Here is a 21530-nt window from a genome sequence, read left to right on the forward strand (position 1 = left end):
CTAATGGAATCTTGGTGCTCGCCTGGCGCGTCGCGGCGTCTTCAGGCGATACGAGGGCGGCACGGACCCCCCTCGTTCGATACGTTTACGCGCCGACTACGATCGGCCGGGCCAGGGGCGGGACGACGGCAGCACTGGTGGCTGCGATGCCGGCCTCGAACTCTGGACGGAAATACTTGATGGCACTGCCCAATGGCTCCACGGCGCCCGGTGCGTGGGCACAGAAGGTCTTGCCTGGGCCGAGGAAACCGACCAGACCCAGCAGGGTCTCGATATCGCCGGCTTGCCCTTCGCCTTTCTCGAGGGCGCGCAGCAGCTTGACGCTCCACGGCAGGCCATCGCGGCAAGGGGTGCAGAAGCCGCAGGATTCACGGGCAAAGAACTCTTCCATGTTGCGCAGCAGCGACACCATGTTGATGCTGTCGTCGACCGCCATGGCCAGGCCGGTACCCATGCGGGTGCCTACCTTGGCGATGCCGCCGGCGTACATCTGTGCATCCAGGTGTTCGGGCAACAGGAAGCCGGTACCGGCGCCGCCTGGCTGCCAGCACTTGAGCTTGAAGCCGTCGCGCATGCCGCCAGCGTAGTCTTCGAACAGCTCGCGCGCGGTCACGCCGAACGGCAGTTCCCACAGGCCAGGGTTCTTCACTTTGCCGGAGAAGCCCATCAGCTTGGTGCCATGGTCTTCACTGCCTTCGCGAGCGAGGGATTTGTACCATTCCACGCCGTCGCCGATGATCGCTGGCACGTTGCACAGGGTCTCGACGTTGTTCACGCAGGTCGGCTTGCCCCACACGCCGACGGCGGCAGGGAAGGGCGGCTTGGAGCGCGGGTTGGCGCGGCGGCCTTCGAGGGAGTTGATCAGCGCGGTTTCTTCACCGCAGATGTAACGCCCGGCGCCGGTGTGGACGAACAGCTCGAAGTCGAAGCCGCTGCCCAGGATGTTCTTGCCCAGCAGGCCCGCGGCCTTGGCCTCTTCCACAGCACGGTTGAGGTGCTTGGCGGCGGTGGTGTACTCGCCCCGCAGGAAGATGTAGCCACGGTAGGTTTTCAGCGCGCGGGCGCTGATCAGCATGCCTTCGATCAGCAGATGGGGCAGTTGCTCCATCAGCATGCGGTCTTTCCAGGTGTTGGGTTCCATTTCGTCCGCGTTGCACAGCAGGTAGCGGATGTTCATGGATTCGTCTTTGGGCATCAGGCCCCACTTCACGCCAGTGGGGAAGCCTGCGCCGCCGCGGCCCTTGAGGCCGGCGTCCTTGACGGTCTGGACGATGTCGTCCTGGGACAGGTCGGCGAAAGCCTTGCGCGCAGCGGCGTAGCCGTTCTTGGCCTGGTACTCGTCGAGCCATACCGGCTCGCCGTCGTCGCGCAGGCGCCAGGTCAGCGGATGGGTTTCGGGGCTGCGCTGGATGCGGTTGGCAGGGCCGAAGGATGTCAGGGTCATACGTAGCCCTCCAACAGTTTGGCCACGCCAGCAGGCTGCACGTCGCCGAAAGTGTCGTCGTCGATCATCAGCGCCGGGGCCTTGTCGCAGTTGCCCAGGCAGCATACCGGCAGCAGGGTGAAGCGGCCGTCGGCGGTGGTCTGGCCGAGGCCGATGCCCAGCTCGCTCTGGATCTGGCTGACCACGGACTCGTGGCCGCCGATGTAGCAGACCATGCTGTCGCAGACACGGATGATGTGGCGGCCGACCGGCTGGCGGAAGATCTGGCTGTAGAACGTCGCCACGCCTTCTACGTCGCTGGCCGGGATGCCGAGGATCTCGCCGATGGCGTAGAGCGCGCCATCAGGCACCCAGCCACGTTCCTTCTGGACGATCTTCAGGGCTTCGATAGACGCCGCGCGCGGGTCTTCGTAGTGATGCAGCTCGTGCTCGATGGCCGAGCGCTCGGTTTCGCTGAGGGCGAAACGGTCTGTCTGGATAAGCGGGCTGTTCATGCTTAGCGGTCCACGTCGGCCATAACGAAGTCGATACTACCCAGGTACGCGATCAAGTCCGCGACCATGCTGCCGCGGATCACCGAAGGGATCTGCTGCAGGTGGGCGAAGCTCGGGGTGCGGATCCGGGTGCGGTAGCTCATGGTGCCGCCATCGCTCGTCAGGTAATAACTGTTGATACCCTTGGTCGCTTCGATCATCTGGAAGGACTCGTTGGCCGGCATGACCGGGCCCCACGAAACCTGCAGGAAGTGCGTGATCAGGGTCTCGATGTGCTGCAGCGTGCGCTCTTTCGGCGGCGGCGTGGTCAGCGGGTGGTCCGCCTTGTACGGGCCTTCCGGCATGTTGCGCAGGCACTGGTCGATGATCTTGATGCTCTGGCGCATCTCTTCGACGCGGACCATGCAGCGGTCGTAGGCATCGCCGTTGGCCGCCAGCGGGACTTCGAACTCGAAGTTCTCGTAGCCGGAGTAGGGGCGCGCTTTACGCAGGTCGAAATCGCAACCGGTGGAACGCAGACCGGCACCGGTGACACCCCATTCCAGGGCTTGCTTGGTGTTGTAGGCGGCGACGCCGATGGTACGACCCTTGAGGATGCTGTTCTGCAGGGCGGCCTTGGTGTATTCGTCGAGGCGCTTGGGCAGCCAGTCGACGAAGTCTTTCACCAGCTTTTCCCAGCCGCGTGGCAGGTCGTGGGCGACGCCGCCGATGCGGTACCAGGCCGGGTGCAGACGGAAGCCGGTGATGGCTTCGATCACGGTGTAGGCGCGCTGACGGTCGGTGAAGGTGAAGAACACCGGGGTCATGGCGCCGACGTCCTGGATGTAGGTACCCAGGAACAGCAAGTGGCTGGTGATCCGGAAGAACTCGGCCAGCATGATGCGGATGACGTCGACCTTCTCCGGCACCTTGATCCCGGCCAGCTTCTCGACCGAGAGCACGTACGGCAGGTTGTTCATCACGCCGCCGAGGTAGTCGATACGGTCGGTGTACGGAATGAAGCTGTGCCAGGACTGACGCTCGGCCATTTTCTCGGCGCCACGGTGGTGGTAGCCGATGTCCGGTACGCAGTCGACGATCTCTTCGCCGTCCAGCTGCAGGATGATGCGGAAGGCACCGTGAGCCGAAGGGTGGTTCGGGCCCAGGTTGAGGAACATGTAGTCCTCGTTGGCGCCGGAACGCTTCATGCCCCAGTCTTCCGGCTTGAAGCGCGCGGCTTCTTCTTCCAGTTGTTGCTTGGCCAGGGTCAGGCTGAACGGATCGAATTCGGTGGCGCGCGCCGGGAAGTCCTTGCGCAGCGGGTGACCTTCCCAGGTCGGCGGCATCATGATGCGCGACAGGTGAGGGTGGCCGGCGAAGTCGATGCCGAACATGTCCCAGACTTCACGCTCGTACCAGTTGGCGTTCGGCCAGATACCGGTCACGGTCGGCAAGCTGAGGTCGCTCTCGGACAAGGCGACCTTGATCATTACGTCACTATTACGTTCGATCGACAGCAGGTGGTAGAACACGCTGAAGTCGGCGCCTGGCAGCCCTTGGCGCTTGGTGCGCAGACGCTCGTCCACGCCGTGCAGGTCATAGAGCATGACGTACGGCTTGGGCAGGTTGCGCAGGAAGGTCAGGACTTCGACGAGTTTGGCGCGGGTAACCCACAGCACCGGCATGCCGGTGCGGGTGGCCTGGGCGGTGAACGCCTCAGGGCCAAAACGGTTATTGAGTTCGACGACCACATCCTGGTCGTCTGCCTTATAAGGCGGGATGTACAGAGCACTGCCTGTAGTCATGGTTTTTTATCGCTTTCGGTCAACGTAAAGAATGAAGCCAGTTTTTCGTTCTTTGTAAGAAGCGCTCTGGAATCAGACTTCGTCGGGGCTGCGCAGGTTGGTTACCTGAATACGCTGTTCGCGGCGCTGTTCCTTTTGCGACGGCATTTCGGCGCGATACACGCCTTGGTCACCGACGACCCAGGAAAGTGGGCGACGCTCCTGGCCAATCGACTCCTGCAAGAGCATCAGGCCTTGCAGAAAAGCTTCAGGGCGGGGCGGGCAGCCAGGCACGTAGACGTCCACGGGCAGGAACTTGTCCACCCCTTGAACGACGGAATAGATGTCGTACATGCCACCGGAGTTGGCGCACGAACCCATGGAGATGACCCACTTCGGTTCGAGCATTTGCTCGTAGAGACGCTGAATGATCGGCGCCATCTTGATGAAGCAGGTTCCGGCAATAACCATGAAATCCGCCTGGCGCGGTGATGCCCGGATAACTTCGGCGCCGAAGCGCGCGATGTCGTGGGGCGCCGTGAAGGCGGTGGTCATTTCCACGTAGCAGCAGGACAAGCCGAAGTTGTACGGCCACAGGGAGTTCTTACGCCCCCAGTTGACCGCGCCGCTCAGCACGTCTTCCAGCTTGCCCATGAAGATGTTTTTGTGGACTTGATCTTCTAACGGATCGGAAACGGTTTCCCGTTCGCCGATCGGATACTGCTCGTTAGGAGCATCGGGGTCGATCCTGGTGAGATTGTATTGCATCGCCAAAGCCTCATTGTTTTAGCTTCGCCTGCCGCTTACGGCGACCTTCCGGAGCCCAATCAAGAGCCCCCACCCGCCAAAGGTAGACAAGACCTGCCAACAGAATTGCTATGAAAACGAGAGCTTCGACGAATCCGGTCCAGCCGCTTTCGCGGACGGACACAGACCAGGCAAAGAGAAAGAGGGCTTCGATATCGAAGATCACGAAGAGCATCGCGACCAGATAGAATTTGGCTGAGAGCCGCAAGCGGGCGCCACCGGTAGGTAGCATGCCGGACTCGAACGGTTCGTTTTTGCTGCGGCCCCAGGCTTTTGACCCGAGGAGGCTGGAGACGCCGAGCATGAAGGCGCAGAGGCCGCCTACACCCAGAAGGAAAATGGCAAAGCCCCAGTTGTGGGCCATGAGTCCTGTCGCTTCGGGCATGCTGGTAATCCTTAACAGAGAGCAAAGGTCTCTGAGCTTGATAAAGAAATAAAGCAGTGACGATATGTCGCAGTGCAATCAATCGCCGTGATTTTATGGCTAAACACCGGGCAAGTAAATTTTCATGGCGAAATTATTTAGCGGAATAAGGACATGGCTCCTCTTGCAAGCCCCGTAAGCCACGGCCTGTGGGCATTAGCGGGTGTTTTGTTAATTATGTTTTGTCCTCGCTGTAACGAATATCTTCATCTCTAAATGATAATCAATATTATTTGGTGCTGCTTTTAAACAATGATTCCCATGAAGAGCCGCTAAGTTGTCTTTTATATGCTCGTTACTGCAAGTTGCGAGCGGCCCCTTTTACCCGCTTTTTCCTCCACGCATACCGCTCTGGATCAATGTTTTGCCTGATTGGCAATAGGCTCGGGCGAGGTCATCGCGAGCTGGCTCGTTCCTCCTGGAGCTTGGGGTTGGTCGGTGACGCTGCAAAAGTCGCAGGCAAAAAAAACGCCCCGAACCAGTCGGGGCGTCAGATGTGCGGCACTGCAGTTAGCTTTTACCGGGTCTGCAATGGCCGTTTTTCAGCGTGAAGTCGAATCAGTGGAACTGTTCTTCTTCAGTGGAGCCGGTCAGTGCGGTGACCGAAGACGAGCCACCCTGGATCACGGTGGTCATGTCGTCGAAGTAGCCGGTGCCCACTTCCTGCTGGTGAGCCACGAAGGTGTAGCCCTTGGCGGCGTCAGCGAATTCCTGCTCCTGCAGCTTCACGTAGGCGGTCATGTCGTTGCGGGCGTAGTCGTGCGCCAGGTTGAACATGCTGTGCCACATGTTGTGAATGCCGGCCAGGGTGATGAACTGGTGCTTGTAGCCCATGGCGGACAGTTCGCGCTGGAACTTGGCGATGGTCGCGTCGTCCAGGTTCTTCTTCCAGTTGAAGGAAGGCGAGCAGTTGTACGACAGGATCTGGTCCGGGTATTCCTTCTTGATCGCTTCGGCGAAGCGACGGGCCTCGTCCAGGTCCGGCTTGGCGGTTTCGCACCAGATCAGGTCGGCGTACGGCGCGTAGGCCAGGCCGCGAGCGATGGCCTGGTCGAGGCCGGCGCGCACTTTATAGAAGCCTTCCTGAGTACGGGTGCCAGTCACGAACGGCTGGTCGTACGGGTCGCAGTCGGAAGTCAGCAGGTCGGCAGCGTTGGCGTCGGTACGGGCCAGGATGATGGTCGGTACGCCGGCAACGTCGGCCGCCAGACGGGCAGCGGTCAGCTTCTGTACGGCTTCCTGGGTCGGAACCAGTACCTTGCCGCCCATGTGGCCGCATTTTTTCACGGAAGCCAGCTGGTCTTCGAAGTGAACGCCGGCAGCGCCTGCTTCGATCATGCTCTTCATCAGCTCGTAGGCGTTCAGCACGCCGCCGAAACCGGCTTCGGCGTCAGCCACGATTGGCGCGAAGTAGTCGATGTAGCCTTCGTCGCCCGGGTTCTTGCCGGATTTCCACTGGATCTGGTCGGCGCGGCGGAACGAGTTGTTGATGCGCTTGACCACGGTCGGCACGGAGTCCACCGGGTACAGCGACTGGTCCGGGTACATCGATTCGGCGGAGTTGTTGTCCGCGGCAACCTGCCAGCCCGACAGGTAGATAGCCTGGATGCCGGCTTTGACTTGCTGTACTGCCTGGCCGCCGGTCAGGGCGCCCATGCAGTTGACGAAATCTTTCTCAGGGCGGAAGGACGGTTTGGCACCCTGGGTCACCAGGTTCCAGAGCTTCTCGGCGCCCATGCGTGCCAGGGTGTGCTCAGGTTGAACCGAGCCACGCAGACGGACAACGTCGGCAGCGGAATAAGTGCGAGTCACGCCTTTCCAGCGCGGGTTTTCAGCCCAGTCTTTTTCAAGGGCTGCAATTTGCTGTTCGCGTGTCAGTGCCATGGAGATAAACCTCGTCGCATAGGTCTGGGGTGGAAAATTCTTGCTCCACCAGATACGCAGGATCAAAGGTGCGTAATTGGCTGCTCGCTGACCAGAAGTCTAGGCGGTCAAGTCGGCTATGGCGCAGATGGCGACGGGTGAACGATGGGCTCAAGGGGAAAGTGAGCAGGTGAGGGCCAGCTGTCGGGCGCATTCGGGCGTCGTGGGCCTTCATACGAACCATCAGTGTGTTGCCGATCTACCTAATTAGCTTCCGTCCCTCGGGACAACCTCGTTCCAGTCGCAATCTCGTCAAACACACCTTGTGGGCGGTACAGACACGAATCGGCTCAGGTGGGTAGGTTAGAGCGGCGATCCGAAGGCCCTTGCCAGGGCCCCTGATTAGCGGGAGCGAGGCCATCATGCCTTCGGTTTTTTGCCTCGTCAAACGTTTTGTAGTGCTTTTTTTCTAACACTACATCTTTGGTCTAATACGACTAATCAGTCAGTTTTCGGTGCTTTAGTCCAGGGCGTCGACTTTCACTCGCAAGGTCATGTCATCCCGGCCCTGAGTCGAGTAGCTGCGGGTTTCAGCTTGTTTGTCGGCCTGGTTCTGGCGATTGACGCCGGCCAGGGTGATCCACTCGCCAAGACGGCCGCTGACAGTTGTGTCGGTACTTTGCACATTCACTACATCGGGACGTTCCTGGCTCATGCGGTCACGGTTGGTACTGATGCTCAGGTGAACGGTTTCGCCGGTGACGCTGGCCGTGACGTAGAAGCCCTGGGTGACATTGCGATACTGGGTCTGGTTCTGCAGGCGGCCGTAAGGATCGGTCTGGGTGGTGGTCAGCGGCACGCTCTGGCCAACCTGGATCAGGGCCGGTATGCCTTCGCTGGCCTGGATCTGCTGTATGCCGCCATCGCGGCTGACGGTGCTGCGGGTGATGATGCGGGTTTGCGGAGCACCGTTGACCGAATAACCCTGATTGTTCTGGGTGTTGTTTTCGTTGGTGTCGACCGTGATCAGCAGGCGTTTGGCGGCAGTATCCAGTTGCGCGATGAAGGCGCGCAGTTCTTCGATCTTCTCCGGTTCAGCGTTGACGATCAGCTGGTTGCCGTAGGCGCTGACCCGGCCTTCCTTGCCAAGGAAGTTCTGCGCGACGGGCAGCAGGTCGGCGCTGGTGCGGTTGTTCAGGGGCACGATCTCGGTCGCGGCCGTGACTGAAAAGCTCGCAGTCAGCAGCAGCGTCGTGAGCAGGGTGCGTAGGGACATGTCCGTTATCTCCGCTAGGGGTGGAAGCCTTGAGTTTGACAGTTTGTCGGCTCGCGGTGGGGCAAGTTGAATCGCCGATGGCAAAACGCCCCGGCCTCCAGGGAGCCAGCTTAGCTTGCTGGATCCGGGGAGGGCGGGGCGTTTTGTGACGGCTGGCAGGATATCGCCAGCAGGCTCGCTGCTGCGCAGGGCTTGCTCAGGCGTTGCCGCGGACCATGTCGACGTGAGGAATGCCAGCTTCCAGGAACTCCTCGCTGACGATGCTGAAGCCCAGGCGCTCGTAGAAGGCGGTGGCCTGAACCTGGGCGCTGAGCATCAGTTGCTTGAGGCCGCGTTTCTCGGCTTCGCCGATCACTGCTTGCATCAGTGCGTCGCCGACCTTCAGGCCGCGCCAGTCCTTGAGGACCGATACCCGGCCGACCTGTCCGTCGGGCAGCAGGCGTGCGGTGCCGATCGGAAAGTTGCCTTCGAGCGCGAGGAAATGCACCGCGCTGTCGTCGTCGGCGTCCCACTCCAGTTCGGGTGGGACGGATTGCTCGACGATGAACACCGCTTCACGAATGCGCCGGATCTCGGCGTTATCCTTTTGCCAGTCTGCGACACGTACGCGAATCTTATTCATCGGCAAATCCCAGGCTTCCTTGCTTGACCAGTTCGCACAGCAGGCCGCGCCCATCCTCGTCCGCCAGCCATGGGCCGAGGTTGTCGAGGTGCAGCGCGTCGGCGGCGCAAATCATCTTCAGCAGTTCGCGCAACTTGCCCGGCAGGTAGCGGCTCTGGCCGCTGGCGAACAGCAGCAGGTCGTCGTCGACTTCGGACCAGGCCAGGCGCGCGCTCGGGTTGCGGATCAGGATGGCGCCCTGTTCGAGGCTGCCGAGCAGGTCTTCTTCTTCCAACTCGGGGCCGACCACCAGTTCCGGGTAGCGCGGCTCGGTCATGAACTGGCCGAACCAGGTCAGCAGCATGCGCTCGTCGCTCATGTGTTCGGCCAGCAGGCCCTTGAGGCGATCGAGGGCGTCGTGCTGGATCTGGTGCGGATCGCTGACAGGTTGCACGTCGGCGTCGGTATAGCGGTCTTCGTCCGGCAGGTACTGGCTGAGGAAGTCGGTGAAGTGGGTCAGCACTTCGGCGGCGCTCGGGGCGCGGAAGCCCACCGAGTAGGTCATGCAGTCGTTCACCGCGACGCCATAGTGGGCCAGGCGCGGTGGCAGGTAGAGCATGTCGCCGGGTTCCAGGACCCAGCTCTCGGTTTCTTCGAACTCGGCGAGGATACGCAGGTCCGCGTGCTGCAGCAGTGGGCTCTCGGCGTCGCACATCTGGCCGATCTTCCAGTTGCGCTTGCCGTGGCCTTGCAGCAGGAACACATCGTAGTTATCGAAGTGCGGACCGACGTTACCGCCGGGAGCGGCGAAGCTGATCATCACGTCGTCGATGCGCCAGCTCGGCAGGAAGCGGAAATGCTCCAGCAGTTCGGCGACTTCCGGCACGAACTGGTCGACAGCCTGGACCAGCAGGGTCCAGTCACGCTCCGGCAGCTTGCTGAACTCGTCTTCGGCGAACGGGCCGCGGCGCAGTTCCCAAGGGCGTTCGCCGTGTTCGATGACCAGGCGCGACTCGACCTCTTCTTCCAGCGCCAGGCCGGCCAGTTCGTCGGCGTCGATCGGGCTTTCGAAGTCGGGCAGGGCCTGACGGATCAGCAGGGGCTTTTTCTGCCAGTAGTCACGCAGGAATTCCCGTGCGCTGATGCCGCCCAGAAGTTGAAGAGGAATATCAGGATTCATGTGTAACCTATTGAAAAAATGCACTTTTCATACGGGAATAAAAACGCCCGGCGCTGCCGGACGTCAAAGGTCTTGCCATCGATCAGATGCGTTTGGCTTGGGCCGCGGCATTACCGATGTAGCTGGCCGGGGTGAGCTTTTTCAGCTCGGCCTTGGCGGCTTCAGGCATTTCCAACGCGTCGATGAAGGTCTGCAGCGCTTCAGGGCTGATGCCCTTGCCACGAGTCAGTTCCTTGAGTTTTTCGTACGGGTTTTCGATGTTGTAGCGGCGCATCACAGTCTGGATCGGCTCGGCCAGGACTTCCCAACAGGCGTCCAGGTCTTCGGCGATCTTCTGGGCGTTGAGCTCCAGCTTGCTGATGCCTTTGAGGCTGGCTTCGTAAGCGATCACGCTGTGGGCGAAACCGACACCGAGGTTACGCAGGACGGTGGAGTCGGTCAGGTCGCGCTGCCAGCGGGAGATCGGCAGTTTGCTCGCCAGGTGCTGGAACAGCGCGTTGGCGATGCCCAGGTTGCCTTCGGAGTTCTCGAAGTCGATCGGGTTGACCTTGTGCGGCATGGTCGAGGAACCGATTTCGCCGGCGATGGTGCGCTGCTTGAAGTAGCCCAGGGAGATGTAGCCCCAGATATCGCGATCGAAGTCGATCAGGATGGTGTTGAAGCGGGCGATGGCGTCGAACAGCTCGGCGATGTAGTCGTGCGGCTCGATCTGCGTGGTGTACGGGTTGAAGCTCAGGCCCAGCTCGTCTTCGATGAAGGCGCGGGCGTTGGCTTCCCAGTCGATTTCCGGGTAGGCCGACAGGTGCGCGTTGTAGTTGCCCACGGCGCCGTTGATCTTGCCCAGCAGCGGCACGGCGGCGACCTGAGCGATCTGGCGCTCCAGGCGGTACACCACGTTCGCCAGCTCTTTGCCCAGGGTGGTCGGCGAGGCCGGCTGGCCGTGGGTGCGCGACAGCATTGGCACGTCGGCGAAGCGCAGAGCCAGTTCGCGGATAGCCCCGGCGGTCTGGCGCATCAGCGGCAGCATCACCTCGTCACGGCCTTCGCGCAGCATCAGGGCGTGGGACAGGTTGTTGATGTCCTCGCTGGTGCAGGCGAAGTGGATGAATTCGCTGACGTTGGCCAGTTCAGGCAGCTTGGCGGCCTGTTCCTTGAGCAGGTACTCGATGGCCTTGACGTCGTGGTTGGTGGTGCGTTCGATCTCTTTGACGCGCTCGGCGTGTTCCAGAGAGAAGTTTTCCGCCAGGGTGTTCAGCACGGCGTTGGCTTCGGCGGAGAACGCCGGTACTTCACTGATGGTGGAATGGGCGGCCAGGCGCTGGAGCCAGCGCACTTCGACCAGGACGCGAGCACGGATCAGGCCGTATTCGCTGAAAATGGGGCGCAGGGCCTGGGTTTTGCCGGCGTAGCGGCCGTCAACAGGGGAAACCGCAGTGAGCGAAGAGAGCTGCATGGGGTGTTCTCGGACAGTCGGGCAACGAAATGGGGCGCGTATCATACATGAAAATATCCGCCGGTCCGTTGCCAACTGACCAGCGTCTTACGCGTTACTGACTACAAAAGGTCTTGCGGGCGCAGTTCAGCTGCTGCGCATCAGCGGATAAAGCTCTTTGAGCAATTTGCGGCGGCTGATCACCAGCTGCCAGCGGTGGCCACCCAACTGGCGCCACAGGCGCGCCGAACGGATGCCGGCCAACAGCAGGGCGCGGATCTTCGAGGCGTTGCTCGGCTGCTGCAGGTTGCGCATGTCGCCATGCACCTGGATCCGCTGGCGCAGGGTGCTCAGGGTGTCCTGATACAGCGAGCCGCAGGCGGCAATCACGTTTTCGTGGGCCGGGCCGAAATGTTCGACCTGGGACTGAATCTGTGGCAGGCGCTTGCCGATGATTTCCAGCAGGTCGTCGCGCTTGGCCAGCTGGCGCTCGAGACCGAGCATCGACAGGGCATAGCGCAGCGGCTCGCGCTGCAGGGTGCTGGGGTCACGTTCCAGGGCGCCGATCAGGGCGCGATAACCCTCGCGTAGATTGATGTCGTCGCCACCGTAGACTTCCAGGGTGTCTTTCGGGTCGCGGATCAGCAGGCTGCCGAGCATGCAGCTCAAGGCCGCTTCGGTGACTTGGCCGGTCTTGGCGATCTTGTCCACCAGGACGGCGGCGAGAAACACGCCACCCAGTGCCGTCAGTTGTTCCTGGGTCGGGCTCATGCCTTGCTGCTCCAGGGCTCTGCGACTTCGATCACACCGCCGCCCAGACAGATGTCGCCGTCATAGAAGACTACGGATTGGCCAGGGGTGACCGCGCGTTGCGGGTCATCGAAGGTGGCGCGGTAGCCGTTGGCGGTCTTTTCCAGGGTGCAAGGCTGGTCGCTCTGGCGGTAGCGCACTTTCGCGGTGAGGCGGCGCGGTTGGCTCAAGTCGATCGGGTTGACCCAATAGATGTCGGAGGCGAGCAGGGCGCGGGAGAACAGCCACGGGTGATCGTTGCCCTGGCCAACGATCAGCTCGTTGTGTTCCAGGTCCTTGATCAGCACGTACCACGGCTCATCGCCGGCGTCCTTGAGGCCGCCGATGCCCAGGCCCTGGCGCTGGCCGATGGTGTGGTACATCAGGCCGTGGTGACGGCCGATCACTTCACCTTCGGTGGTCTTGATCTCGCCGGGCTGGGCCGGCAGGTATTGCTTGAGGAAGTCGCTGAAGCGTCGCTCACCAATAAAGCAGATACCGGTGGAGTCCTTCTTCTTGGCAGTGGCCAGGTCGTGTTTCTCGGCGATCGCGCGGACTTCGGGCTTTTCCAGCTCGCCGACCGGGAACAGGGTCTTGGCGATCTGCTCGCCACCGACGGCGTGCAGGAAGTAACTCTGGTCCTTGTTCGGGTCCAGGCCCTTGAGCAGTTCGGTGCGTCCGTCGATGTCGCGGCGGCGCACATAGTGGCCGGTGGCGATCAGGTCGGCGCCGAGCATCATGGCGTAGTCGAGGAACGCCTTGAACTTGATTTCACGGTTGCACAGGATGTCCGGGTTCGGCGTGCGGCCGGCCTTGTATTCGGCCAGGAAGTGCTCGAACACGTTGTCCCAGTACTCGGCGGCGAAGTTGGCGGTGTGCAGCTTGATGCCAATCTTGTCGCACACGGCCTGGGCGTCCGCGAGGTCGTCCATGGCGGTGCAGTACTCGGTTCCGTCGTCTTCCTCCCAGTTCTTCATGAACAGGCCTTCCACCTGGTAACCCTGCTCCATCAGCAGGAGGGCGGAAACGGAAGAGTCCACGCCGCCGGACATGCCGACGATGACGCGCTTCTTTTGGGTGTCAGAAGGGGCTGGATCACGCATAGGAATTCAACGGGTGTCTTGAAAAAGGACGCGATTCTAACAGGCTGAGGCCTGCAAGGCTAAAACTGCGGTTAAAGCGACGGACGGATCAGCTCGAGGCTGTGCAGTTGCCCGGCCAGATAGTCGTCGATGCAACGGATGATCAACTCGCTGCGCCATTGCGGGCGCAAGGCCAGCAGTTCGTCGCGGCTCAGCCAGCGCGGGCCGATGATGCCGTCGTCCAGTGGGTAATCGGGGTGGTGCCTGAGCGGTTTGCCGGCAAAGCAGACGCGCTGGTAGGTCACACCATTGCTGGGGGCGGTGTACAGATAGATGCCGACCACGCCGGTCAGCTCGATGTCCCAGCCGGTTTCTTCCAGGGTTTCGCGAATGGCGGCCTGGAGCAGGCTTTCGTCCGGATCCAGGTGCCCTGCGGGCTGGTTGAACACCGCCTGGTCGCCCTGGAACTCCTCGACGAACAGAAAGCGTCCCTGGTTCTCAATGATGGTGGCGACGGTGATGTGGGGTTGCCATTCCATATATAAAGCTCTGTCTTGAGTGGGTGGTCATCATAAGGCGAACGCCAGTCCTGTAGGAGCGAAGCTGGCTCGCGATGAAAGCAGCGCGTTTCGCCTGACTCACCGCAGCGCCACTATCGCGAGCAAGCTTCGCTCCTACAGGGAGGGTGTTGTCCAAAAAAGCACAAACCCCGGCACCTGGCCGGGGTTTGTATTACAGCGGTGTTGCTTAGACCAGCGCAGCGATAGCTGCGTTGAGGGTGGCGCTTGGGCGCATGGCCTTGCTCACCAGCTCAGGGTTGGCGCTGTAGTAGCCGCCGATGTCCACTGGCTTGCCTTGAACGCCGTTGAGCTCGGCGACGATGGTCGCTTCGTTCTCGGTCAGGGTCTTGGCCAGGGTGCTGAACTGCGCTTGCAGGGCGGCATCTTCGGTCTGGGCGGCCAGGGCCTGGGCCCAGTACAGCGCCAGGTAGAAGTGGCTGCCGCGGTTGTCGATGTTGCCGACTTTGCGCGATGGCGACTTGTTGTTGTCCAGGAACTGACCGGTTGCCTGGTCGAGAGTCTTGGCCAGTACCAGCGCTTTCGGGTTGTTGTAGGTGGTGCCCAGGTGCTCCAGGGAAGCGGCCAGGGCCAGGAACTCACCCAGGGAGTCCCAGCGCAGGAAGTTCTCTTCCAGCAGCTGCTGCACATGCTTAGGAGCCGAACCGCCGGCGCCGGTTTCGAACAGGCCGCCACCGTTCATCAGCGGCACGATCGACAGCATCTTGGCGCTGGTGCCCAGTTCCATGATCGGGAACAGGTCGGTCAGATAGTCGCGCAGCACGTTGCCGGTAACGGAGATGGTGTCCTTGCCTTCGCGGGTGCGGGCCAGGGTGAACTTCATGGCATCGACTGGCGACATCACACGGATGTCCAGGCCGGCGGTGTCGTGATCCTTCAGGTACGCCTGTACCTTCTCGATCATCACGCCGTCGTGGGCGCGCATCGGGTCCAGCCAGAAAATCGCTGGAGTGCTGCTTGCGCGAGCGCGGTTGACGGCCAGTTTGACCCAATCCTGGATCGGTGCGTCCTTGGTCTGGCACATGCGGAAGATATCGCCGGCTTCGACGGCCTGTTCCAGCAGCAGGTTGCCCTTGCTGTCGGTGACGCGTACGACGCCGTCAGCCTTGATCTGGAAGGTCTTGTCGTGGGAACCGTACTCTTCGGCTTTCTTCGCCATCAGGCCAACGTTTGGCACGCTGCCCATGGTGGTCGGGTCGAAGGCGCCGTTGGCCTTGCAGTCTTCGATCACCGCCTGGTAGATGGTGGCGTAGCAGCGATCCGGGATCAGCGCCTTGGTATCGTGCAACTGGCCGTCGGTGCCCCACATCTTGCCGGAGTCACGGATCATGGCCGGCATCGAGGCGTCGACGATCACGTCGCTCGGCACGTGCAGGTTGGTGATGCCTTTATCGGAGTTGACCATGGCCAGGGCAGGGCGCACGGCGTAGACGGCCTGGATGTCGGCTTCGATCGCAGCTTGCTGCTCTGCAGGCAGGGCCTTGATGCGGGCGTACAGGTCGCCAATGCCGTTGTTCAGGTTGAAGCCGATCTGGCTCAGCACGTCGGCGTGCTTGCTCAGGGCGTCCTGATAGAACTCGGCAACGATCTGGCCGAACATGATCGGGTCGGAAACCTTCATCATGGTGGCTTTCAGGTGTACCGACAGCAGTACGCCTTGTTTCTTGGCGTCTTCGATCTCGGCGGCAACGAAAGCACGCAGGGCTTTCTTGCTCAAGACTGCGCAATCGAGGATCTCGCCGGCTTGTACGGCGGTTTTTTCCTTCAGGACGGTAGCGCTACCGTCTTGAGCGATCAGCTCGATCTTTACGGTGTCCTGGGCGTCGATCAGGGCGGCTTTTTCGCTGCCGTAGAAATCGCCCTGGCTCATGTGAGCCACGTGGGACTTGGAGTCTTTGGCCCAGGCGCCCATTTTGTGCGGGTGCTTGCGCGCGTAGTTCTTGACCGACAGTGGAGCGCGGCGGTCGGAGTTGCCTTCACGCAGGACCGGGTTCACGGCGCTGCCCTTGACCTTGTCGTAGCGCGCCTTGGCGTCTTTGTCGGCGTCGCTGGTCACGGTTTCCGGGTAGTCCGGCAGGGCGTAGCCCTTGGCTTGCAGCTCTTTGATCGCGGCCTGAAGCTGCGGTGCCGAGGCACTGATGTTCGGCAGCTTGATGATGTTGGCTTCAGGGGTTACAGCCAGGTCGCCCAGCTCGGCCAGGTGGTCCGGTACGGCTTTGTCGCCCAGCAGCTCCGGGAAGCTGGCAAGAATACGCCCTGCGAGAGAGATGTCGCGGGTTTCCACGGCAATATCAGCGGAAGCGGTGAAGGCTTCGACGATAGGTAGCAGCGAGTAGGTGGCGAGGGCGGGGGCTTCGTCGGTGAAGGTATAGATGATCTTCGAGCGGGTGGGCATATTCGGATTAACTCTCTTCTTTGCTAAAGCGTGCGCAGAAACTCGAGGGGCGCCGGGTAAGCGCGTTCGTTCAAAGTCATCCATGAACCGAATATCGAGGTTTCTTCGCGGTGATGTTGGGTGCATCAGTCGAGCGTCAAGCGGGTGGGCTGCGATAACAACCCGGCTTTGGGCGGAAAGTCTCGGCTCCTTTTTTCCAGTAGCAGAGCGCTCAGCCGTCGTGACTCTGTGGTCAGCGGCGGCATTATACATAGGTAGCTGGCAAAACGCCGACGGTTCATATGCAACCGCTCTCGTCCATTGGTCTAAAGGTCGCAGGCGGGGCGGCGGCGTAGAGTCCTGCGCAGTGCTCGAGTTTGGCGCTTTTCCCTTTGCTTTCAGGCTTGTAGGCCACGAACTGCGCCGCCTTCACGGTAGATGAGTGGAACATGAGGTTCCCGTCCAGATTCAACTGGGGTACGCTCGAACGCAGCCAGATGTTCAATCCACACAACGGAGTTCAGCATGGGATACAAGAAGATTCAGGTTCCGGCAGTCGGCGACAAAATCACCGTCAACGCAGACCATTCTCTCAATGTTCCTAACAACCCGATCATCCCTTTCATCGAAGGTGATGGTATTGGCGTTGATATCAGCCCGGTCATGATCAAGGTTGTCGATGCTGCTGTTAAGAAGGCCTACGGCGGCGAGCGCAAAATCTCCTGGATGGAAGTCTATGCCGGCGAGAAAGCAACTCAAGTGTACGACCAGGACACCTGGCTCCCTCAGGAAACCCTGGACGCAGTCAAGGATTACGTGGTTTCCATCAAGGGCCCGCTGACCACTCCGGTAGGTGGCGGTATCCGTTCCCTGAACGTGGCCCTGCGTCAGCAGCTTGACCTGTATGTGTGCCTGCGCCCGGTGCGCTGGTTCGAAGGCGTGCCGAGCCCGGTGAAGAAGCCTGGCGATGTCGACATGACCATTTTCCGTGAGAACTCGGAAGACATTTACGCCGGTATCGAATGGAAGGCCGGCTCCGCCGAAGCCACCAAGGTCATCAAGTTCCTCAAAGAAGAAATGGGCGTCACCAAGATCCGTTTCGACGAAAACTGCGGTATCGGCGTCAAGCCGGTTTCCCTGCAGGGCACCAAGCGCCTGGCGCGCAAAGCGCTGCAATATGTGGTCGACAACGATCGCGATTCGCTGACCATCGTGCATAAAGGCAACATCATGAAGTTCACCGAAGGTGCCTTCAAAGAGTGGGCCTATGAAGTGGCGGCGGAAGAGTTTGGCGCGACGCTGCTCGATGGCGGCCCGTGGATGCAGTTCAAGAACCCGAAAACCGGCAAGAACGTGATCGTCAAGGACGCCATCGCCGATGCGATGCTCCAGCAGATCCTGCTGCGTCCGGCCGAATATGACGTGATCGCGACCCTCAACCTGAACGGCGATTATCTGTCCGACGCACTGGCTGCCGAAGTAGGCGGGATCGGTATCGCTCCGGGCGCCAACCTGTCCGACACCGTGGCCATGTTCGAGGCGACCCACGGTACGGCGCCAAAGTACGCGGGCAAGGACCAGGTGAACCCGGGTTCGCTGATCCTCTCCGCGGAAATGATGCTGCGTCACATGGGCTGGACCGAAGCGGCTGACCTGATCATCAAGGGCACCAACGGTGCCATTGGTGCCAAGACCGTGACCTACGACTTCGAGCGCTTGATGGAAGGCGCCACGCTGTTGTCGTCGTCGGCATTCGGCGATGCGCTGATCTCGCACATGTAAGCAGTACGCATCAAAACGAAGCGGCCGGTTCAAATGATTGAACCGGCCGTTTTTTTATGACTGTTTTTTAGGGTTGGATCTGGATACAGGTGTTTCAGCTCAGGACCGTTTCCTGCTGGGGGGAGGCTGCGGCGGAGGCATTCTGGGTCTTGATGGAGTTGATCTTCACCGCGTGCAGGCCCTTGGGCCCTTGGGTGATCTCAAAACTCACGGCCTGTCCGGCTTTCAAGGTTTTGTAGCCTTCCATCTCGATGGCCGAGTAATGGGCGAAAAGGTCGTCGCTCTTGCCCTCCTCATTAATGAAGCCATAACCCTTGGCGTTGTTGAACCACTTGACCTTGCCGCTTGCCATGCTCATATCCCTCTGCAACAGACTCCATCACTGGAGTATCATCCTGTTAATCCGTACCGAAATCCGCAATATAGGATTGACTGTACGGACCTTTATTACCCAATGTGGGCTCTATTGGTTGTAACACTGTTTTGCCGATAGTCAAGGTGACCCGGCGGTCGGAGTTGAAATCCCCCCAGAGCGCCCCCACCACTGTATTTGCTCAACTAACGAACCTTTCTTTCCATGCATGCAATCAGCCAGATTCGACTAACATTCAATCAGGATCGCCCGGATTTCCAAGACGACGATTCCGCTGGCTTGGCTGTACAGGAAGCTAAGCCGACGTTGCAGGCTCCGCCGATGTACAAGGTGGTTTTGTTCAATGATGACTACACACCGATGGATTTCGTCGTCGAAGTGCTCGAGGTGTTTTTTAACCTGAATCGCGAGCTGGCGACCAAGGTAATGCTGGCCGTTCATACAGAAGGACGGGCAGTATGTGGATTGTTTACCCGCGACATCGCCGAGACCAAGGCCATGCAGGTCAACCAGTACGCCAGGGAAAGCCAGCATCCGCTACTCTGTGAAATCGAGAAGGACGGTTAACGCCGACCACTTGGGTATGAGGTGAAGCTATGTTAAACCGCGAGCTCGAAGTCACCCTCAATCTCGCCTTCAAAGAGGCTCGTTCGAAGCGTCATGAGTTCATGACCGTCGAGCACCTCTTGTTGGCTCTTTTGGATAATGAGGCCGCCGCCACCGTTTTGCGTGCCTGCGGAGCAAACCTCGACAAACTCAAGCACGACCTGCAGGAGTTCATCGACTCCACCACACCGCTGATTCCCGTGCATGACGAGGATCGCGAAACCCAGCCAACCCTGGGCTTCCAGCGTGTACTGCAGCGTGCTGTCTTCCATGTGCAGAGCTCGGGCAAGCGCGAAGTGACTGGCGCCAATGTGCTGGTTGCGATCTTCAGTGAGCAAGAGAGTCAGGCGGTGTTCCTGCTGAAACAGCAGAGCGTTGCCCGTATCGATGTCGTCAATTACATCGCCCATGGCATCTCCAAGGTGCCCGGGCATGGCGATCATTCTGAAGGTGAACAGGATATGCAGGACGATGAAGGCGGTGAGTCTTCCTCTTCAGGTAATCCGCTGGATGCTTATGCCAGCAACCTCAATGAACTGGCGCGCCAAGGGCGTATCGACCCGTTGGTGGGGCGTGAGCAGGAAGTCGAGCGTGTGGCGCAGATTCTTGCGCGCCGGCGCAAGAACAACCCGCTGCTGGTAGGCGAGGCCGGTGTAGGTAAAACCGCGATCGCCGAAGGTCTGGCCAAACGCATCGTCGATAGCCAGGTGCCTGATCTGCTGGCCAGCAGCGTGGTGTACTCCCTGGATCTCGGGGCATTGCTGGCGGGTACCAAATACCGCGGCGATTTCGAGAAACGCTTCAAGGCGTTGCTGGGCGAGTTGAAGAAACGTCCGCAGGCGATCCTGTTCATCGACGAGATTCACACCATCATTGGCGCCGGTGCGGCGTCCGGTGGGGTGATGGACGCCTCGAACCTGCTCAAGCCGCTGCTTTCTTCGGGCGACATCCGTTGCATCGGTTCGACCACCTTCCAGGAATTTCGTGGAATTTTCGAGAAGGACCGGGCCTTGGCTCGCCGCTTCCAGAAGGTCGATGTATCCGAGCCTTCGGTAGAAGACACCATTGGTATTCTGCGTGGCCTCAAGGGGCGTTTCGAGCTGCACCACGGCATCGAGTACAGCGATGAGGCATTGCGTGCCGCCGCCGAACTGGCGTCGCGCTATATCAATGACCGGCATATGCCCGACAAAGCGATCGATGTGATCGACGAGGCGGGCGCCTATCAGCGTCTGCAGCCGTCCGACAAGCGCGTCAAGCGCATCGAGGTGGCTCAGGTCGAGGATATCGTGGCGAAAATTGCGCGAATTCCGCCGAAACACGTCACCAGTTCCGACAAGGAGCTGCTGCGTAACCTCGAGCGCGACCTGAAGCTGACAGTATTCGGCCAGGATGCAGCGATCGACTCGCTGTCGACCGCGATCAAGCTGTCCCGTGCCGGCCTGAAATCGCCAGACAAGCCTGTCGGTTCGTTCCTGTTCGCCGGGCCTACCGGTGTCGGTAAGACCGAGGCCGCGCGGCAGTTGGCCAAGGCGCTGGGCATCGAGCTGGTGCGTTTCGACATGTCCGAGTACATGGAGCGCCACACCGTATCGCGTCTGATCGGTGCGCCTCCAGGTTATGTCGGTTTCGACCAGGGCGGTTTGCTGACCGAAGCGATTACCAAGCAGCCTCACTGCGTATTGCTGCTCGATGAAATCGAAAAGGCACACCCGGAAGTCTTCAACCTGCTGCTGCAGGTGATGGACCACGGTACCTTGACCGATAACAACGGGCGCAAGGCGGATTTCCGCAACGTGATCGTGATCATGACCACTAACGCAGGCGCCGAAACGGCGGCTCGGGCTTCCATCGGGTTCACTCATCAGGATCACTCTTCCGATGCCATGGAAGTGATCAAGAAGAGCTTCACGCCGGAATTCCGTAACCGTCTGGACACCATTATCCAGTTTGGTCGCCTCAGTCATGAGGTCATCAAGAGCGTGGTGGACAAGTTCCTTACCGAGCTGCAGGCGCAGTTGGAGGACAAGCGCGTTCAGCTGGAAGTCACCGATGCGGCCCGCAGCTGGCTGGCGGCAGGTGGTTACGATGTGACCATGGGCGCTCGTCCTATGGCGCGCCTGATCCAGGACAAGATCAAGCGTCCGCTGGCGGAAGAGATACTCTTTGGCGAACTGGCCGAACATGGCGGTGTGGTGCACATCGATATCAAGGATGGCGAGCTGACCTTCGAGTTCGAGACCACCGCAGAAATGGCCTGACCGGCCACAATGAAAAAGGCGCCGCAAGGCGCCTTTTTTATATCTGTTCTGTCTTTATATCTGTTCTGTCGGCATGCAGGGCAAATCGCAGGCAAACAAAAACGCCCGGCATGAGCCGGGCGTCTTGTATTGACTTGCTTAGCGAGCGCGGTAAGTGATGCGCCCTTTGCTCAAGTCATAGGGCGTCAGTTCGACGCGCACTTTGTCACCGGTAAGAATACGAATGTAGTTCTTGCGCATCTTGCCGGAGATATGCGCGGTTACGACGTGCCCATTTTCCAACTCCACACGAAACATGGTGTTGGGCAGGGTGTCGACGACAGTGCCTTCCATTTCGAAGCTGTCTTCTTTCGACATGCAGTAAAGCCCTCGGTGTCCAGTGAATGGCCCGGTGCAACTGC

Annotated in this window: 19 protein-coding genes; 3 read left to right on the forward strand and 16 right to left on the reverse strand. The window is 60.3% G+C overall.

Annotated elements, in window-relative coordinates:
• Positions 1–85: 85 nt before the first annotated feature.
• From nuoF to NRG23_RS30895, 14 genes are all read right to left on the reverse strand, one after another.
• On the reverse strand, positions 86–1444 hold the full coding sequence (gene nuoF / locus NRG23_RS30830; protein WP_009049785.1) for an NADH-quinone oxidoreductase subunit NuoF: 1359 nt from the start codon (positions 1442–1444) through the stop codon (positions 86–88).
• The gene (nuoE, locus tag NRG23_RS30835; RefSeq protein WP_009044589.1) at positions 1441–1938 is read right to left on the reverse strand and encodes an NADH-quinone oxidoreductase subunit NuoE; all 498 of its coding nucleotides are present in this window, start codon (positions 1936–1938) and stop codon (positions 1441–1443) included. Before nuoE ends, nuoF begins: the two co-directional genes overlap by 4 nt.
• Positions 1939–1940: 2 nt before the next feature.
• A complete protein-coding gene (nuoC, locus tag NRG23_RS30840) occupies positions 1941–3722 on the reverse strand; it encodes an NADH-quinone oxidoreductase subunit C/D (protein ID WP_009049783.1) in 1782 nt (593 codons plus the stop codon).
• 72 nt (positions 3723–3794) lie between these two features.
• Entirely contained in the window at positions 3795–4469 is a 675-nt protein-coding gene (locus NRG23_RS30845) for an NADH-quinone oxidoreductase subunit B family protein (protein ID WP_007929186.1), read from the reverse strand.
• Positions 4470–4479: 10 nt separating this feature from the next.
• Positions 4480–4893: an NADH-quinone oxidoreductase subunit A gene (locus tag NRG23_RS30850; protein WP_007929187.1), complete on the reverse strand. Its 414-nt coding sequence runs from the start codon at positions 4891–4893 to the stop codon at positions 4480–4482.
• 597 nt (positions 4894–5490) lie between these two features.
• Positions 5491–6816: an isocitrate lyase gene (aceA, locus tag NRG23_RS30855; RefSeq protein ID WP_007929188.1), complete on the reverse strand. Its 1326-nt coding sequence runs from the start codon at positions 6814–6816 to the stop codon at positions 5491–5493.
• A 499-nt stretch (positions 6817–7315) separates the two neighbouring features.
• Positions 7316–8071 (reverse strand): secretin N-terminal domain-containing protein, encoded by a 756-nt coding sequence (locus NRG23_RS30860; protein WP_025804702.1) that lies wholly within the window; start codon positions 8069–8071, stop codon positions 7316–7318.
• 196 nt (positions 8072–8267) lie between these two features.
• Complete coding sequence (locus NRG23_RS30865; RefSeq protein WP_257373222.1) at positions 8268–8693, reverse strand: GNAT family N-acetyltransferase; 426 nt, start codon at positions 8691–8693, stop codon at positions 8268–8270.
• Entirely contained in the window at positions 8686–9852 is a 1167-nt protein-coding gene (locus NRG23_RS30870; protein ID WP_009049780.1) for a cupin domain-containing protein, read from the reverse strand. Before NRG23_RS30870 ends, NRG23_RS30865 begins: the two co-directional genes overlap by 8 nt.
• Positions 9853–9934: 82 nt before the next feature.
• A complete protein-coding gene (gene purB / locus NRG23_RS30875; RefSeq protein ID WP_257373223.1) occupies positions 9935–11305 on the reverse strand; it encodes an adenylosuccinate lyase in 1371 nt (456 codons plus the stop codon).
• A gap of 126 nt (positions 11306–11431) precedes the next feature.
• Positions 11432–12055 carry a high frequency lysogenization protein HflD gene (gene hflD / locus NRG23_RS30880; RefSeq protein ID WP_009049779.1) on the reverse strand — a complete coding sequence of 208 codons (624 nt, stop codon included), beginning with the start codon at positions 12053–12055 and terminating at the stop codon, positions 11432–11434.
• Positions 12052–13176, reverse strand: coding sequence for a tRNA 2-thiouridine(34) synthase MnmA (gene mnmA, locus NRG23_RS30885; protein ID WP_009049778.1), 1125 nt, complete (start codon positions 13174–13176; stop codon positions 12052–12054). Before mnmA ends, hflD begins: the two co-directional genes overlap by 4 nt.
• A gap of 71 nt (positions 13177–13247) precedes the next feature.
• Complete coding sequence (locus NRG23_RS30890; protein ID WP_009049777.1) at positions 13248–13694, reverse strand: NUDIX hydrolase; 447 nt, start codon at positions 13692–13694, stop codon at positions 13248–13250.
• 208 nt (positions 13695–13902) lie between these two features.
• Positions 13903–16128 (reverse strand): NADP-dependent isocitrate dehydrogenase, encoded by a 2226-nt coding sequence (locus NRG23_RS30895; RefSeq protein WP_101282824.1) that lies wholly within the window; start codon positions 16126–16128, stop codon positions 13903–13905.
• Positions 16129–16632: 504 nt separating this feature from the next.
• On the opposite strand from NRG23_RS30895, the gene icd reads away from it, so the two are divergent.
• Positions 16633–17889, forward strand: coding sequence for an NADP-dependent isocitrate dehydrogenase (icd, locus tag NRG23_RS30900; protein ID WP_007929208.1), 1257 nt, complete (start codon positions 16633–16635; stop codon positions 17887–17889).
• Positions 17890–17983: 94 nt separating this feature from the next.
• Here the strand turns inward: icd and cspD are convergent, their stop codons facing one another.
• Entirely contained in the window at positions 17984–18241 is a 258-nt protein-coding gene (gene cspD / locus NRG23_RS30905) for a cold shock domain-containing protein CspD (RefSeq protein WP_009049775.1), read from the reverse strand.
• A 225-nt stretch (positions 18242–18466) separates the two neighbouring features.
• Here cspD and clpS point away from each other — a divergent pair, with 225 nt between their 5' ends.
• Positions 18467–18829, forward strand: coding sequence for an ATP-dependent Clp protease adapter ClpS (gene clpS, locus NRG23_RS30910; RefSeq protein WP_009044582.1), 363 nt, complete (start codon positions 18467–18469; stop codon positions 18827–18829).
• Positions 18830–18858: 29 nt separating this feature from the next.
• Positions 18859–21129 (forward strand): ATP-dependent Clp protease ATP-binding subunit ClpA, encoded by a 2271-nt coding sequence (gene clpA, locus NRG23_RS30915; RefSeq protein WP_009049774.1) that lies wholly within the window; start codon positions 18859–18861, stop codon positions 21127–21129.
• 138 nt (positions 21130–21267) lie between these two features.
• On the opposite strand, the gene infA is transcribed toward clpA, so the two are convergent.
• On the reverse strand, positions 21268–21486 hold the full coding sequence (gene infA, locus NRG23_RS30920; protein ID WP_002553999.1) for a translation initiation factor IF-1: 219 nt from the start codon (positions 21484–21486) through the stop codon (positions 21268–21270).
• Positions 21487–21530 lie beyond the last annotated feature (44 nt).

The organism is Pseudomonas sp. T8, from assembly GCF_024610635.1.
GTDB classification, from domain to species: domain Bacteria; phylum Pseudomonadota; class Gammaproteobacteria; order Pseudomonadales; family Pseudomonadaceae; genus Aquipseudomonas; species Aquipseudomonas chlororaphis_I.